12 protein-coding genes and 3 pseudogenes are annotated in these 15,584 nt (G+C 62.0%); 8 read left to right on the top strand and 7 right to left on the bottom strand.

The annotated features are described in order from the left end of the window. Positions 1 to 159 precede the first annotated feature (159 nt). Positions 160 to 468: pseudogene (locus FMZ75_RS19530) on the top strand (DDE-type integrase/transposase/recombinase); the annotation flags it as partial. Positions 469 to 684: 216 nt separating this feature from the next. Here the strand turns inward: FMZ75_RS19530 and FMZ75_RS19525 are convergent. From FMZ75_RS19525 to FMZ75_RS19495, 7 genes and pseudogenes are all read right to left on the bottom strand, one after another. After that, the gene (locus FMZ75_RS19525) at positions 685 to 2,493 is read right to left on the bottom strand and encodes a hypothetical protein (protein WP_166145604.1); all 1,809 of its coding nucleotides are present in this window, start codon (positions 2,491 to 2,493) and stop codon (positions 685 to 687) included. Between the two features lie 27 nt (positions 2,494 to 2,520). After that, the gene (locus FMZ75_RS19520) at positions 2,521 to 3,723 is read right to left on the bottom strand and encodes a glycosyltransferase family 4 protein (RefSeq protein WP_166145601.1); all 1,203 of its coding nucleotides are present in this window, start codon (positions 3,721 to 3,723) and stop codon (positions 2,521 to 2,523) included. Next, the gene (locus FMZ75_RS19515; protein ID WP_166145598.1) at positions 3,708 to 4,358 is read right to left on the bottom strand and encodes a class I SAM-dependent methyltransferase; all 651 of its coding nucleotides are present in this window, start codon (positions 4,356 to 4,358) and stop codon (positions 3,708 to 3,710) included. The genes FMZ75_RS19520 and FMZ75_RS19515 overlap by 16 nt, the downstream gene beginning before the upstream one ends. Before the next feature lie 4 nt (positions 4,359 to 4,362). After that, a complete protein-coding gene (locus FMZ75_RS19510) occupies positions 4,363 to 4,761 on the bottom strand; it encodes a GtrA family protein (RefSeq protein ID WP_166145595.1) in 399 nt (132 codons plus the stop codon). Further along, positions 4,758 to 5,462, bottom strand: a complete 705-nt coding sequence (locus FMZ75_RS19505) for a class I SAM-dependent methyltransferase (RefSeq protein WP_166145592.1) — start codon at positions 5,460 to 5,462, stop codon at positions 4,758 to 4,760. The genes FMZ75_RS19510 and FMZ75_RS19505 overlap by 4 nt, the downstream gene beginning before the upstream one ends. Continuing rightward, entirely contained in the window at positions 5,459 to 6,766 is a 1,308-nt protein-coding gene (locus FMZ75_RS19500; RefSeq protein ID WP_142862835.1) for a glycosyltransferase family 2 protein, read from the bottom strand. Before FMZ75_RS19500 ends, FMZ75_RS19505 begins: the two co-directional genes overlap by 4 nt. Positions 6,767 to 6,921: 155 nt before the next feature. Then, positions 6,922 to 7,586 (bottom strand): annotated as a pseudogene (locus FMZ75_RS19495) (IS6 family transposase). A gap of 322 nt (positions 7,587 to 7,908) precedes the next feature. Here FMZ75_RS19495 and FMZ75_RS19490 point away from each other — a divergent pair. The 7 genes and pseudogenes from FMZ75_RS19490 to FMZ75_RS19465 all read left to right on the top strand — a co-directional run bounded on the left by FMZ75_RS19490 (position 7,909) and on the right by FMZ75_RS19465 (position 14,690). Further along, complete coding sequence (locus FMZ75_RS19490) at positions 7,909 to 8,316, top strand: biopolymer transporter ExbD (protein WP_142864358.1); 408 nt, start codon at positions 7,909 to 7,911, stop codon at positions 8,314 to 8,316. After that, positions 8,316 to 9,005 carry a hypothetical protein gene (locus tag FMZ75_RS19485; RefSeq protein WP_166145589.1) on the top strand — a complete coding sequence of 230 codons (690 nt, stop codon included), beginning with the start codon at positions 8,316 to 8,318 and terminating at the stop codon, positions 9,003 to 9,005. The genes FMZ75_RS19490 and FMZ75_RS19485 overlap by 1 nt, the downstream gene beginning before the upstream one ends. Before the next feature lie 21 nt (positions 9,006 to 9,026). After that, positions 9,027 to 11,510, top strand: coding sequence for a TonB-dependent receptor (locus FMZ75_RS19480; RefSeq protein WP_166145586.1), 2,484 nt, complete (start codon positions 9,027 to 9,029; stop codon positions 11,508 to 11,510). 2 nt (positions 11,511 to 11,512) lie between these two features. Continuing rightward, complete coding sequence (locus FMZ75_RS19475; protein WP_166145607.1) at positions 11,513 to 12,124, top strand: MotA/TolQ/ExbB proton channel family protein; 612 nt, start codon at positions 11,513 to 11,515, stop codon at positions 12,122 to 12,124. A gap of 60 nt (positions 12,125 to 12,184) precedes the next feature. After that, a complete protein-coding gene (locus FMZ75_RS19470) occupies positions 12,185 to 14,092 on the top strand; it encodes a bifunctional 2',3'-cyclic-nucleotide 2'-phosphodiesterase/3'-nucleotidase (protein ID WP_166145583.1) in 1,908 nt (635 codons plus the stop codon). An 87-nt stretch (positions 14,093 to 14,179) separates the two neighbouring features. Then, positions 14,180 to 14,439, top strand: a pseudogene (locus tag FMZ75_RS21780) (IS6 family transposase); the annotation flags it as partial. A 5-nt stretch (positions 14,440 to 14,444) separates the two neighbouring features. Next, positions 14,445 to 14,690 (top strand): hypothetical protein, encoded by a 246-nt coding sequence (locus FMZ75_RS19465; RefSeq protein ID WP_207783536.1) that lies wholly within the window; start codon positions 14,445 to 14,447, stop codon positions 14,688 to 14,690. Positions 14,691 to 15,584 lie beyond the last annotated feature (894 nt).

Here is a 15,584-nt window from a genome sequence, read left to right as displayed (position 1 = left end):
TCTGGCCCGCCCAACCCCTCGGAACCGCCTTCAGGCCCCTACGAAATCCGCGCGTCGACTTCTTCGAAGCCCCTTAGCGTAGGATATCGGGAAGATTCCACGATGACCCCATATGGGCGATGCTGAGGGTGTCCCGCTCCGGTTCGCACCAGAACCCGCAAAATCACGCTCGACGGATATCAAGCGTCACATCGGGCGGCGCGCGAGCTTCTCGCACAGCATCGAGGCGGCGCACGGACTCGAATTCGATCATCGAAATACCTGCATAATCTCATTGAGCAGGATCACCGATCTATCAAACTTCGTTTGGGGCCTATGCTCGGGTTCAAGCGATTCCGACATGCGGCGATCACGATCGCCGGCATCGAACTCATGCATCGCATCAGAAAGGGTCAATTCGCGCTGAGCAGATTTAGAGCCGCCGGGACGACTGCGCCCGAAATCTGGAGTGCGGTGCTCGCTGCCTGATCCAAACGAACTGCCGGACCCCATCACGTAGCTATCGGCAAAAATTGCACCGCGACCATCGGCGGCTTGTCGGCAGATGGCCTCAGTCTTCGATGTCGAACGCTACGATCCCGCGAAAAATCTGAAGCACTTGCGCGATCTTTGGGTCGGCATGGACACGCCGGACGGGAGATAAGGCGGAGGCGCCTTTCGGTCTCACGCAATATCAGCGGCGGCTCATCGATTTCGCTGGCCCATATCGGCGCCGCAGCGCAGATCCGACATGAGCCTTCGCTTGCGGCCCAGCATGTCGTCATCGGTCTTCGTCGCCTCGTCGTGACGCGAAACGCCGAGCGCGGCCGCATCCGCCTTTTCGAAGAGAGCGATCTCATTCGTCGCGCAAAGAGCGCGAATCTGGTCTTCCTCTAGATAGGTGAGATCGAGAATTTTCGGCCTGTTTCGCAAGAAAGGGTCATTGCGAACGAGGTCCGCGGCGAACAAAAGTCGCGACTTGTCGACGATCACGAAATCCGCGTCGGTACGAGCGATTGCGTCGGCGGCCCTCGCATAGGGTTCGACGAAGCGCTGCGCTTGGATGAGATGGGCGGGAAGCAGAACGAGCGCGCCGATGACGCAGCCGATCGCCAGCGTCGATCCGAGCTCTCGGCTAGCGCGTGCATTCGCGCGCGCGGCGAGGTCGACCCATCCATAGGCCGCGAGCAGCGAAAAATTTCCGAGCAGCCCGTGCAAATAGCGATATCCCCAGCCATGACCCTGATAGGGGAGGACGATGAACATGGCGATGAGCGTGAGGCAGACGCCGGCCGCGAGCTCCCGGGCGATTCCGGAACCTTCGCGTATCTGCGTGTAGGAGAGAATGACCAAGGGCAGGAGAACAGGATTTTGCCAGACGACGAATCGCAGAATGTTCTTCGCCATGAGATCGGCGCCCGACCATTGGAAGCTCGTCAGAAGGACGAGGACGCGCGCGATGAAATAGACGAGTCCGACCTCGTCCGACGTTTCCATGGAGACGCCGCGCCATAAGGCGAGCAATTGCCAATAGCCGATCCAAAAGAGAAGCGCGATCGCATAGGAGCCGATATAGGCCGCGGCGACGCTTCGCCGCTGCGATATCCAAAGACGCAGAATGAATGGCGCGGCGAAGAGCGGATGAAAGATCGTTTGATGAAGTCCGATCGCGAAGGCCCCGATGATGATCGCGGCGGCGTGTCCGGCTTTGTCGTCGCGTAGAAATAGCCAGAGCCAGAGCATGTCGAGAGTAAGATGGGCGGTCATCGCGTAGCTCGTCATCGAGCCGACGATCAGCTGCGAGGAGGTCGGCGTCAGCACGGCGGCGACGAGCGCCGGAGCCGGATCGGACGGCCAGAGGCGGCGCGCGACTGCAAAAACGGCGATGACGGCGAAGGCGGCGAGAAGTGGATTGGTTGCGGCCGGATCGATGAAGCCGACGAGCGCGCGCAACGCCGCATTGCCCGGCAGATAGGCGGAAACGAATCCATCGATCTGGTCGATCGGGACCATGAAAGTCGGCGCGAGCGCCGTCGCGAGGGGGCGATGCTCGGGAGCGATGGGCGCGATCAAATGACCAGAGCGGAAGATCGTCGCGTCGAATTCCGCCAATATTTCATCGCGCGACAGATGATAGTCGTGAAATATCGAATGCGTTCCGACGACCCCGCAAACGAGAACGAGAAGCGCGAGCAGCGAGACGGCCGTGACGCGGCGAGACGGTTTCTCGAGACAGCCGAAGCTCCGAGGAAATGTCGGCCGCGCGATGGCGAGGATCGCGAGGAGAAGGGCGACGCCGATGAGCCATGGCGCATCCTGACTGCGAAAAAAATAGGTCGTCAGCCAAACGAACTTCGGCTGCCTCACTGTGTCGATATAGACAGGCTCGGTCAGGGAGGCGACGCCGACGCCGAAAAGGACGAGCGCCGATGAAATGATCGTCGCGCCCTTCAATGTCCGATGAAATGCCGCGTTCCGGCGTTCTGCGTCGCAAGACGTATCGAGGTCGGACATCGTTTCTCTCTATCGTTGGCGCTTCGGCTATGGTTCTGGATGTGCGACCAGTCGCCTCAAAAGCGTCGCATAGCGCTCCGCCGAAGCGCTCCAAGAATATCGCGAGCGACAGAATTCGGCGCGTGCGAGACGCGATCGCCTCGGGTTCTCATCCGGCTCGAGCAGCCGGGATGTCGCCGCTGCGAGCGCCGCCGCAGTCGCTCGCGGAGCCTCGTCGTCGATGACGACCTTGGTCAGAAATGGTTCGGCGGCTTCATCTGCGGCGGCGGTGTCTGCGCCGCAGACGATCGGCAGACCACAGGCGAGCGCTTCTTGTATGACGAGCGGAAAGCCTTCGCCGACGCTCGGCAGCAGCAATAGGTCGGCGGCGCGATAGAGGGGGGCGAGCGACGCGCCCGCTAAATTTCGATAAACGCGTATGTTGGGCAGTCGCCATTGCGCAGGATCGATGACGCCCCAGCCGGCGAAGACGAACAAGATGTCGGGACGTTCGCGCGCCAGACGCTCGAGTCGGAGCAGGCCCTTTTTTTCGACGAAGCGTCCGACGAAAAGAGCAATAGGACCGGCGGCGGGCAGGCCGAGATCGGCCCGCGCCGTAGCCCTTTCGGCTTCCGATTCGGGAGGAAAGAAAATGTCGGCGTCGACGCCGTTGAAGACGAGCCGAGGCGGGCGGCGATAGGGGATGGCTTCGAAATAGCGTCGCGTGAGATCGCTGATGAAGACGATCTGATCGGCGCGGCTCAGAAGCGGAACGGCGACGAGTCGATTGGCGATCGCCATGAGCGATCGGAGAATGGGATTGCGATAGGGAACGACGCCGATATGCTGTACGACGAGGAGCGGCTTGCGAAACAAGCGCGCCGCGAAAAATGCGGCGACGCTGGTCAAATAGAGCGCGTCATGGACGATGACGACGTCGGCGTTGCGCACTTGCGCGAAGATCGAGCGAAAGGCGCTCGGAAACAGAAGCGGATAGGGAATTTTGGCGATCCGCTCGACGATGTCGGAGGCGGGCAGCTCGCGCTGCGCGGGGTTGAACGACGGGTCGCCGCCATTGCTTTTTCCGGTCGCGAGCCAGGCGATTTCGAAACCGAGCGGCGACAAGGCCCTCGCCAGCGCGCCGGCGACGATCTCGACGCCGCCGCGACGCGTTTCGAAGTAGTGCGACAGCATGGCGAGTCGGATGACAGGGCTGCGCATCTTCGCGCGGTCGGTCAGATCGGTCGCCATTTCATGCTCGTTTCGAGGCGATTGGGAAAGACCATCGCCTCGACGCCGCGACGATAGTCGCCGTCGGAGACGATTTCGTACGCATAGCCGGCGTCATGCGCGAGCGTCCGCCAATCTTCGGCGCAGAGATAGGAGGCGCTCACCATTCCGTTGAAGGGAAGATTGCCGATGAGATCGAGCGCGGTGAGCCGCGCGGTGTCGAGCAGGCCAGTAGAAAGATGATCCTTGATGTAGAGAGGGCCTGCGCCGGCGACGCGGCGACATTCGCGCATCAGAGGACGGCGAAGCGGAGCCGGAACATGATGCAGAACATTGAAGAGGATGACGCATTCGAAGGAATTATCGGGAAATGGAAGCGTGCGGCCGTCATAGATGGACGTTTCGACATCGAGCGACGGCAGGAATCGGTTTTCGACGTCGACGGAGGCGATGTGATCGAGGCCGAACAGCGACTTGATCGTATGGGCGAGGAGCCCGGTGCCGCCGCCGACATCGAGGGCGCGACGATGCGATTTGTCCCATACGCGACGCAGATTGGAGAGAGCCACAAATTGATAGATCGGGCTGCGCCAGGAATAGACAGGCGCATGGGGCGACATGCAGCGCATCAGATCATCGAGCGTGAAGCGTTCCATGCAATTATCCTCGGCTCGTGGAACGCAGTCCCTGCAGGGGCGCGCGGACGCGCGACAGCGCCCATCTCGTGCAGTTGTAATTCCAGAGCGTTATCAGAATCGTGGCGAGTGGCGCCGCGATCGCCATGGGGAGATCGGCGAGATCGCCGAGAATATAGAGAGACGCGAACCAGAGCGGACAATTGGCGAGCATGGCGAGAGCGTAGCGCGCAAAGGAGGGCCAGGACGCCGCCGCGTCGAAGGTGATCGAACAATGGAGGACGTATCCGATGACGAGTATCGGCCCGAATGCGAGAAGCGTCGCCCAGATATAATGAACGCCGACGAAACCAAAGCCGATGACGGAGACGTTGTTGAGAAGCGCGCAGAGCCCGCCGACGAGGATAAAGCGCGGCAGTCTCATGGGGAGAGCCGGATCGGCCGACACAGCACGAGGTACACACATGCATTGTCGCGCGTGACCCAGTCCGGTGTGATCGCGTCTTCGAGCAATGCGCGAAAATTGAGGGCTATGGCGAGCGTTCGGCCGATGACACGGCCGAGGATCGGCAGCTTTGCGAGGGCATGGTAGCCGCAAGTCAGCCTGAGCAGAGTCGTCCAGGCGGGCAGCCCGATCAGAGGCGCGCATTCGATGGACTCGAATCCATGTGCGGCGAGTTCCGTCAGCAGGCCGGGTCGCGTCCAACGGCGGTAGTCCTCTGGATGCGGATGGTAGAACCAATTGCCATGTGTCGATAAAATCAGCCGGCCGTCGGCGCGCAGCAGCCTATGCGCTTCGCCGAGATAGGAGCCGACATCGGCGACATGCTCCAGTACTTGAAACGACAGGACGATATCCGCGCTCGCATCGGGCGCGTCGACGCGGCCGCTGGGATCAATCGCAATGTCGGCATTCGCGAAATCCGCGCCGCGATAGGTCGCGCCGAGCGCGTCGAAGATCGGCTTGTAAGGTTCGGAGCCGCATCCCAAATCGACCGCGACGGCGCCGGGCCGCACGATCCGCGCGGCGACTTTCTCGATGCTGGCGCGCATCGCGCGGAGCAAAAGCCAGTCCGTATCGAAAATGCGGGGACGAAGGCGACGGCGGGCGTCCTCCGTGATCATCGATCGGCCGCCTTCGCCGCTCGATCGAGACGCTCGACGTCCTCGCAGGTCCCGATGGGCGAGCGCACGGAGCGTCGTCGCGTATCGGACCAAGTCTCGGCTTCGGCTCGGTCGATGAAATTCGCTTCATGGCCATTGACGATCGCCAGCAGGAACCCGGCGAGCGCGTTTTGCGCGCCGATCACGATCAACGTCGTGCCGACGACGGCGGGAAGAACGGTGCCGATCGGCTCGAAATTACGGCTCGACCAATAGCCGAAAACAGACAGGAGAATCAGGAGGCCAGAAGCGAAGAAGACGCTTCCTGCGACGAGCATCGTCTCCAGCGAGAACCAATCGGCGACCTTGTCCTCCCACCAAGATGGGGCGCGAAAACCTTGTCGCCGACCATAGAAATGCGTCGCGGCGGCGAGAACTGCGGCGGTGTGTCCGAGGCCGAGCAGAGAGCCTGCGAGAATCATCCAATAATTGCCGAAAGGCGATTTGTTCTCGGTCAGCGCGGCGACGCCGGTCAGCGTCAATATCCCCAAGGAGACTGCGATCGCCAGAGCGGCCGGCGCAGCGAAGGCCCAGTCGGGACTGAACATCAGGAGATAACGCAGATGTCGCCATCCGTCGCGCCACGGCCGCAGATGCGAGGGCCGATCGCGCCGATCGCGCGAGAGCGTCACCGGGACCTCGACGATATGCTGCTGTTTGAGCGCCGCCTTGATGATCATCTCGCTCGCGAACTCCATGCCGCGGCCCGTGAGATCGAGCCGTTCGAAACAGGAGCTGGTCAAGGCGCGCAAACCGCAATGGGCGTCGCTGACGCCCGCGCGGAAAAACAGATTCAAGACGAAGGTCAGCGCGGGATTGCCGATGTGGCGATTTTTCCAGGGCATCGCTCCTCGTTCTATCCGCCCTTTGAAGCGCGAGCCGACGCAAAGATCAGCGCCGGCGGCGAGGCGGCGCACCATTTCGACCGATTCCCGAAAATCATAGGAGCCGTCTGCGTCGCCCATCACGAGATAGGCGCCATTGGCGCAACGGAGCCCTGCAATGAGCGCGGCGCCGTATCCGAGCTGCTCGACGTCGACGACCCGCGCGCCGAGCGCGCGCGCGATCAGCTGGCTGCCGTCGCGGCTTCCATTGTCGGCGATCACGATTTCGCCCGACAATCCGAACTCGCGGCTCATCGTCTCGAGCGCCTCCCGTGCGTTGGCGATGCAGTTGGGCAGGCAGCGGGCCTCGTCGAGACACGGCATTATGATCGATACGTCGATCTTGGTGGACGCGCTCCCTAAAACAGCGACCTGCGTCATGCTCAAAAGTCTCGGATAGCCACGCTCAAGATATGTCGAGAGATTGGTTAGCATTTCGTTAAAGCCGCTGGCTTTCGCCGCGTGGGAAGCGCGTCGCGCGGGTTCTGTCGCAAATTTTGTCTACAGGCGCGCCGGGCAAGTGAGAATGACGTGGCTCAGGCGGCGAGGGAATAGAATTGCTGCGCAGGACGCATTTCGTTCGTCGTTCGCATCTGCCCCTTTCGGATCATGTGCATCAGCTCGATTCCAGAAAGCGTCGCGGCAGCCGATCGAAATGATTTGAAACCCAGCGTCGGACGCGTTTCACTGCTCGATGGTCCTGCTCGACGATATTATTGAGATATTTGATGCGCCGGATTTCGATGTCCGCTTCACGCTCCTCATTGTAGCTTTCGATCGCCGCTGTGTTGGCTCCGCTCTTGTCGATCGTGATCTTCTTCGGCTTGCCGTGCTGGCAGATCGCTTTGCGCAAGAAGCGTAACGCGGCTTTGCAGTCCCTCTTGGCCGTCAGAAAGAAATCGACCGTCGCACCCGCTTTGTCGACCGCCCGATACAGATATTTCCAGCAGCCTTTGACTTTCACATAAGTCTCATCGAGACGCCAGCTCGACCCGACAGCGCGCTTGCGAGCACGAAACTCCTTCTCCAGCAAAGGCGCATATTTCGCGACCCAGCGGTTGAGCGTGGAATGGTCGACCTCGACGCCGCGCTCTTCCATCATTTCCTCGAGCTGACGATAGCTTATCGGATACGCCACATACCAGCGGACGCCCCACAGGATCACGTCGCGTTCAAAATGGCTGCCCTTGAAATCGATCATCACGCTATTCCGCCTGCCCCAGCCCGGCGATCATAGCCCCAACCGGCCCGCGAGAAAAATTCGCGACAGAGCCCAAAAACTCGCCCCCATGAGCGTGGACCGAGCGCATAGCGTCGATTTCTCTGCGCCTGTGGCATAAGCGCAACAATCACGCATCCCGCGCAGCGATACGTGTTTCTCCTGAGAAGATCGGGCTTCCGCAAAGAAGCAAGGCAGAAACGCGTCAGTTTTCTGAATTTTAGATGACTTTTTCGGTCATAAACCTGAATCAATAGCTCCCTCATGAGTAGATCGACGTCGAAGTCTACCTAGGGGATCGTCGATGCGGAACTGGCCAGCGCGCCGCGAAAGACACGCGCGCATCGAAATCATTCCTATGATCGACGTGATGATGTTCCTGCTGGTCTTCTTCGTGCTGATCAGCATCAATGTGCTTCCGGCGCTCGGGCTCAAAGTCACGCCGCCGACCTCTGCACATCCAGACAAGGTCGTCGAGCGCACACGCGTGACGATCGGCATCGATCGCGCCGGCGATACCTATATCGACGGCAAGCCGATCTCGCTCGCCGAACTCCCCGAACGCCTGCGCGGCCTCGCGAGCGAGGACAAGCCGCTCGCCGTCGTCATCAGCGGCGACGAGGGCGCGGGACTTCAGAGTCTCGTCTCCGTCCTGGACGCGCTCAAGTCGGCGAAGGTCGCGAGCGCCTCCATCGTCACGAGGCCGCAATAGTGCGGGCCAGACCGGCGATGGACAGGCTCGATGTCGCGAGCAACGCCGCCGGACTCGCCGGCGCGCTGACGCTGCTCGTTTTGTCGCTGACGATGGCGCCTGAGACAAATCGCGTCTCGCCGGCCGATCCCGGCGCGCAGACGATGGAGATCGCGCTCGATCTGCCGGTCGAGGCGGAGGCGTCCGAGCCGCGTTCGCCGGAGCCGCTTCAAGAGACGCCCATTGATGCGCCGCAGCCGCAGACGCTCGAGGAGACGCCACCGAGCGATGCGCCCGCGCCCGTAGCCGCGCAGCCAAAACCGCAAAAGCCCGAAAAGCCGACGCAGAAAGCCGAAGCGCGTCCGCACAAGGAACGCGACTCCAAGACCGATTTTAAAAAAGAGGCGCGCGAGCCTGTCGCCGCGCGGCGGGGCGAAGGCGCCGCGGCCGAGAAAAGCTCGCGCGCCGCCGGCAATGTCTCCGCCTTCCGCGCCTGTCTCGCCGGCGCGCCCTATCCGACCTCCAAGGACGCGCGGCTGCAAAAGCCTTCGGGCTCCGTCGGCATAGCGATCTCGGGCGGCTCGGCTTCCGTCACCAGCAGCTCCGGCTCTGCGATCCTCGATTCCGCCGCGCGTTCTCGCGCCGTCGCCTGCGCCTCCGCGGCCGGCGGCGGCGCGCTCAGCGGCGTCGTCGTCTTCCACCCGAGATAGTTCGTAACAGAGGTCTCCCCGATGAAGTTCCGTGTCCTCACGCTCGCCCTGCTCGCCGGCACCTCGACGCCGACCCTCGTTTTGGCGCAATCGGCGCAGGAGCCACAAAAGCCCGCGCATGACAGCCGTTCGCAAAGCGGTCTCACCGCGGCGCCGACCGACTTCGGCCGCGTCGACATCTATGGCAACAGCGCAAGCGCGCCGGCGCCGGACGGCGTCAACCGCCAGGATTTGGGCGGCGGCTATATGATCGAGGAAGAAGCGGTGAAGACGCGCTCGACCGTGACGCGCGACGCCATCGCCAAAATGTCGCCGACGGCCAATCCCTATCAGATGATCAATCTCCTGCCGGGCGTCGTCATCACCAGCACCGACAACTCCGGCCTCAATGGCGGCAACATACGTATCCGCGGCTACAACAGCGATCAGCTGGGCCTCACCATCGAGGGCATGCCGGTCAACGACTCCGGCAATTACGCGCTCTACCCGCAGGAATATGTCGACAGCGAGAACATAGAGCAGATCTCGATCGCGCAAGGCTCGCCCGATCTCGACAGCCCGCATATCGGCGCCTCTGGCGGCGTCATCAACATCTATATGCGCGATCCCTCGAAGACGCGCGGCGGCTTCGTCGATTTCTCCTACGGCATGCACAGCACGGCCCGCGAATTCGCCCGCGCCGAGACCGGCCAGATCGGCGATTTCCGCGGCTATGTGTCCTATTCGCATTACACGGAAAATCACTGGTCGGGTCCGGGCTCGAACGAGCGCCAGCATGTCGATTTCAAAGGCGTGTGGGAGCCGAGCCAAGGCAATCGCGTCGGCCTCTCGGTGATCTTCAACGACGCGCTGAATAATTTCTATCAATATCCGACGCTCGGCAGCTACAATACGCTCGGCGCGCGGTCGGTCGGCTACAACAACGCGCTGCCGGCGTCCTATTTCGTGCCGTCGGCAGGCGCCTGGGACCGCTCCGCCAATCAAGCGAACCTCTATTACAAATGGCGCATCAACCCGTTCCGCAATCTGATCGTCAGCGCGCCTTCGACCTTCGCCATCAGCAAGGACGTCACTTACGACGCCATCCCCTATTTCTGGTACGGCTACGGAAGCGGCGGCGGCGTGACCTCAGTGACCGAAAACGCGACGACGTCGGGAAGCTCGTTCTATTACGGCCGCTTCAACATCGGCGCGGCGGATTGGAACAACAATGGCTTCGTCACCAAGAACGACAAGGGGATGTATTACAACCCCTCGATCACCGAGACGCTCCGCCCCGGCCTCATCAACAAATTCACCTTCGATCTCGGCGATCACAAGCTGATGCTCGGCTATTGGTTCGAATATGCGAACCACCGCCAGACCGCGCCTTACGCCTTCCTCAACGCGGACGGCTCGATCGTCGACCCCTTTCTCGACTCCGGCGCGATCATCATTCCGGGCGTCGGCGCGCCTCAGTATCGCGATCTGCTGACCCAGACCGTCACCAATACGGGTTTCGTCAGCGACACTTGGTCGTTGCTCGACGACAAGCTGACGATCGAATCGGGCGTGAAGGTCGCGTCCATCCATCGCTCGGTCTATAATTTCCTGCCCGGCGTGACGCCGCTCAACACGCAGAGCGATCTCGTCGCCCTGCCGCAAGCCGGCTTTCGCTACAAGTTCTGGGATTACCACCAAATCTTCGGCTCGGTCGGCACCTCCTTCCGCTCGACGCCGAATTTCGCGCTCGCCGACACGGTGAACACCAGCAGCGGCGCGCTGACGCCGGCCAATCGTCTCGCCCCGGAAAAGGCGGTCACTGTCGAGCTCGGCCATCGCTATCAGAGCCCGCTGTTCGCCACATCGGTGTCTCTCTACGGCTCGCATTACGAGAATCATCAGATCAGCACCTCCGTGTTCCTGCCGAACTCCAGCTCCTCGGTGAGCACGACGATCAATGCCGGCGCGGTCGATCTCTGGGGCGTCGCGGCGGAGGTCGGCACGCGGCCGATCTATAATTTCCGGCCCTATCTCTCGGCCAATTACCTGCAGACGCGCATTCTCGACAATCTGTCGACATCGGGCACGACGCCGGCCGGCTCGCCCATCTCGTCGATCAACGACTTCCTGCCGACCAAGGGCAAGCATCTGCCGAGTTCCCCCACCTGGACCGGCGCGCTCGGCGTCGACTATGACGACGGCCACATTCTCGGCAATCTGGCCGCCAAGGTGACGAGCCGCCAATATTCGACCTTCATGAACGATGAATCCATCTCGCCCTACGCCCGTATCGACGCCATGGTCGGCTATCGCTTCGACGACATCGCCTTCGGCAAGAAGCCGGAGCTGCGCGTCAACCTCTACAACATCACCAACACGCATGCGCTGACCGGCCCCAACAGCGTGAAGAACAATGCCGTGGCGACGCGCGGCATTTATGGCAACGTCGTTTCCGCCAGCGCGCCGACCTATTACGTCGGCCAGGGCTTCTCGGCGACGGCGACATTCTCGATGGGCTTTTGACCATGCAGATCGATCACGCCTTCTTCCACGAGATCTGCATCGACATTCTCTATGGATGTCTCCTGCTGCTCGCCTTCGTGCTGATCGAGCGGCTCGTCTATTACGCTGTGCTGGCGCTGCGCTCCCGCAAGATCAGCGCCGCGATAAAAGCCCATGCGCTCGGAACCTCGACAACGCCGAAACCCTTCGGCGATGACGAGCTCAGCCGCAGCTTCGCCGAATATGTCGCCACGCAGAACGAGCCCGGCTGCACCCGCGCCCGCGTCGAGGATTTGTCCTCGGCGCTGTTCATCCGCGTCGACGCCAAGGTCAGCGCGCGCCTGTGGATGCTCGACACGATCGTCACCGCGGCGCCGCTGCTCGGCCTGCTCGGCACCATTCTCGGCATCATGGACACGTTCAACGCGCTGTCGTCGGGCGGCGTCTCCGATCCTGCCGCGGTGAGCCGCGGCATCGCCGCCGCGCTCGTCGCGACGGCGGTCGGCATCGGCACCGCGCTGGTCGGGCTGATCGCCCATAATCTGCTGCACCGCCAAGCAGATGTCCTCATCGAGGGCTTCAAGAGCGCGCTGCTCGCAGCCACCCGCGACAGCTTCCCGGCAGCCGCAGAATAAGCGCCAGCTCGGCGTTGGAGAGAGATCAGGAAAATGAGCCGACCGACCGGAGGAGCGAAGATGCCGTTCACCAGACGCGCGCTGCTCGCAGGAGGAACGGCTCTCGCCGCCGGCTTTCCGACGATCGCGCGCGCCGCGCCGCGATTGTGGCTGCGCCTGCTGGAGACATCCGACCTGCACATGTTCGCGCTCGATTGGGACTATTATCGCGAGCAGCGGGACCCGACCGTCGGACTGAACAAAATCGCGAATCTCCTCGCGCGAGCGCGCGAGGAGACGCCGAACGCTTTGCTATTCGACAATGGAGATCTCATCCAGGGAAGCCCGCTCGGCGACCATGTCGCGCATGAAGGCGGCCTCGCCGCAGGCGCGCGCCACCCCATCTTCCGCGCGATGAACTATCTGCGTTATGATGCGGCGACGCCCGGCAATCACGAATTCAATTTCGGATTAGACTTTCTCGAGCGCGCCTTGACGGGCGCCGCCTTTCCCTATGTCGGCGCCAATATAGAACGCGCCGACGGCTCCGCCTTCCTTCCGCCCTTCCACATTCTGACGCGTCGATTCACCGATGACAGCGGCGCCGCGCATGAGCTGCGCATCGGCGTCATCGGCTTCGCGCCTCCGCAAATCATGATCTGGGACAAGGCCAATCTCGACGGCAGGCTGCGCTGCTGCGACATGGTGGCCGCAGCGCGCCGTCATGTGCCGGTTCTGCGCGCGAATTGCGACATAGTGGTCGCGCTGTGCCATTGCGGAATCGACCCGCACGCCGACGTGGGCGCGGAGAACGCCGCGTTGCAGATCGCCGCCGTGCCCGGAATCGACGCGATCATGCTGGGGCATTCGCATCGGGTCTTTCCTGGACCAGATTACGCCGGCGTCGAGGGAGCGGACGCCGAGCGCGGCGCGCTCGCCGGCGTTCCCGCGGTAATGCCCGGCTTTTGGGGAAGTCATCTCGGCGTGATCGACCTCGCTCTCGCACGCGACGGCGATCGATGGATCATCGATCGGTTTCATTCGCAGGCGCGACCCATCTATCGGCGCGAGACCGGTAAGATCGTCGCGCTCGCCGGCGTCGATCCGCAGATTGAGACGATCGTCGCGCCCGAGCATGAGGCCACGAAGCGCCGGGTCGACGCCCCTGTCGGCGAGATCGCGACTCCGCTCTACTCCTATTTCACCTGGATCGGCGTCGATCCGGTCGGCGCTCTCGTCAACGCCGCGCAACTCGCTTATGCGCGGCCGCTGCTGGAGGGAACGCCTTTTGCCGAGCTTCCACTGCTCTCTGCCGTCGCGCCGTTTCGCATGGGCTATACGCCGGACGCCTATATCGACCTCGATCCAGGTCCCGTAGCGCTACGCCATGTCGCCGATATCTATCCTTACCCCAACACGCTGACAGCCGTGCGCGTGACCGGCGCGGAGCTGCGCGAATGGCTGGAATGCGCGGCCCGCGTGTTCCGGCGCATCGATCGCGACGGCGAGGGACCGCAGCTCCTCGTCGATCGGCGCACACCCTCTTATAATTTCGACGTGATTGCCGGACTGCGCTATCGCATCGACGTGACGGCGCTCTCGCGCTATGATGCGAATGGCGAGCGTCGCCCCGAGAATGCGCGAATTGTCGATCTGCGCTATGCCGACCGGCCTGTCGATCCAGCGCAGCAGTTCATCGTGGTGACGAATAATTATCGCGCCGACGGCGGTGGCAAATTTCCCGGCCTCGACGGACGCAATATCGTGCTGCGTGCGCCCGACACCAATCGCGACGCCGTGGAACGTTTTCTTCGCCGCGGCGCCGTCATTCCCGATGACCGTCCCTGGTCATTCGCGCCGATCGGACGCCGCGTGACCGTCGCTTTCGATTCCGCGCGAGCGGCGACTCGCCGTCTCGCCGAAGCGCCCGGCCTGCGCGCGGCGCGCGAAGAAGGCGGCTATCTGCGCTACGAATACGACCTCGCCTGACGACGCGAAAGCCGCGGTTGTGGTGCAAACGGCGTGACCGGGACATAATCCTTCGGAGGGCGGAACCGGACGCTGGGGTTATGGGCGATGCTGAGCGTGGACGATCTTTTCAAAGGACGCCACTTCGACCGCGAAATCATTGTTCTCTGCGTGCGCTGGTATCTGCGATACAAGCTCAGCTTCCGAGATCTCGTGGAAATGATGGCGGAGCGCAGCTTGTCGTTGGCTCATAGACCATCATGCGCTGGGTTCAGCGCTACGTTCCGGAGTTCGAAAAGCGGTGGAACCGTTTCGCGCGCCAATTCGACGGATCGTGGCGCGTCGATGAGACCTACGTCAAAATCAAGGCGCGGTGAGCGCGCTGCTTCCGACCGTCTCAGCGAATTTGCAGGTCAATCAGCAATATGAATCCTTCTTCGGCATTCCGGGCACGCGGCAGTTCGCAGCGCAGGTGAGCGGCGCGTTGAACGCGCCCATTTATCAGGGCGGGGTCGAATATGCGTCGATCCGCCAGGCGAAGGCGGCAACTGCGCTCGGCGGTCGCCCGCATCGAACTGACACGCCCGGAATTCTGGGCGCGCCGAATTATGTCCGATAAGGTTGGTTTATCGGACATCGCGAGCGTTCCCAAGAAATCCAGGCATGTCATTCGCATTTCATGCCTGGACTCCCCCGAAAAATCCGATCCAGGCGTCGGATTTTCGCGTTTCATCGGTGGACCGGCTTCGCGGTTCGTCCGTGGACTGGGGCCAACGAAGCCCGGAAAATCGACAAGCCGAACTCACAGAGCAGCACGAGCGGACGCTGAAGTTCGTCCACTCATGGAGCTCGGAAAAGTCCAATGATGAAGTTCGAGCCCAGCAATGAACCGCGAACCCAAATCGCGGAAAGCTGGGGAACTCCAGTTCTACTCATGAAGCGCGAGCGACACGCGCCTTTATCACAGGCGGTCACATCGTGCGGATTTCGGCGCCAAGGCCTTGTCTGTGCGGCTTTTTGGCCATGGCGCTCCCAGCGCTTCGAAAACTGAATCAACGCATCAGCGGCGCGCAAAATCGGTCGATAAAACACGCCTGCAACAGTTCAATTAATCATAGCCGTCGAGAGTGTACGACCGGCTGCGGCGACCTCGCCAGATTGCGTTCCACGCGCGTCTCAGCTCGAAGTGAACATCCGCCGGCTTTGCAAGACGCGTCTCAAGCGTGGCAAAGCCTACCGGCCTTTCCCCTTTCTTTGTCAGCGCGGCATCGGGGCAAGCGATTTTCCATAGGCGCAGAGTATATTGGCGACCTCTGGAAGCTGGTCGATGAGCCGCACGACTGGTTCGACGTCGAAGGAGGTCCCTGCCCTCTCGAAAATCGCTAGGCATAGCTGGTCGGGAGATCGTGCCCCAGAGCGTGGTGTAGCTGGATCGAGGCGGACACCGGGATTTCCGGCTTTGGCCGGAATGTTCAGGCGGTCACGGCGGACAGCTTGACGATCGGATCATCGC

Source organism: Methylosinus sp. RM1 (assembly GCF_011378635.1).
Lineage (GTDB): Bacteria > Pseudomonadota > Alphaproteobacteria > Rhizobiales > Beijerinckiaceae > Methylosinus > Methylosinus sporium.
This window is presented reverse-complemented; position numbering and strand designations above follow the sequence as displayed.

Bases quoted from the DNA above. Each gene is read 5' to 3' on its own strand.
- FMZ75_RS19525 (WP_166145604.1), bottom strand. From the start codon at position 2,493: ATGTCCGACCTCGATACGTCTTGCGACGCAGAACGCCGGAACGCGGCA.
- FMZ75_RS19520 (WP_166145601.1), bottom strand. From the start codon at position 3,723: ATGGCGACCGATCTGACCGACCGCGCGAAGATGCGCAGCCCTGTCATC.
- FMZ75_RS19515 (WP_166145598.1), bottom strand. From the start codon at position 4,358: ATGGAACGCTTCACGCTCGATGATCTGATGCGCTGCATGTCGCCCCAT.
- FMZ75_RS19510 (WP_166145595.1), bottom strand. From the start codon at position 4,761: ATGAGACTGCCGCGCTTTATCCTCGTCGGCGGGCTCTGCGCGCTTCTC.
- FMZ75_RS19505 (WP_166145592.1), bottom strand. From the start codon at position 5,462: ATGATCACGGAGGACGCCCGCCGTCGCCTTCGTCCCCGCATTTTCGAT.
- FMZ75_RS19500 (WP_142862835.1), bottom strand. From the start codon at position 6,766: ATGACGCAGGTCGCTGTTTTAGGGAGCGCGTCCACCAAGATCGACGTA.
- FMZ75_RS19490 (WP_142864358.1), top strand. From the start codon at position 7,909: ATGCGGAACTGGCCAGCGCGCCGCGAAAGACACGCGCGCATCGAAATC.
- FMZ75_RS19480 (WP_166145586.1), top strand. From the start codon at position 9,027: ATGAAGTTCCGTGTCCTCACGCTCGCCCTGCTCGCCGGCACCTCGACG.
- FMZ75_RS19475 (WP_166145607.1), top strand. From the start codon at position 11,513: ATGCAGATCGATCACGCCTTCTTCCACGAGATCTGCATCGACATTCTC.
- FMZ75_RS19470 (WP_166145583.1), top strand. From the start codon at position 12,185: ATGCCGTTCACCAGACGCGCGCTGCTCGCAGGAGGAACGGCTCTCGCC.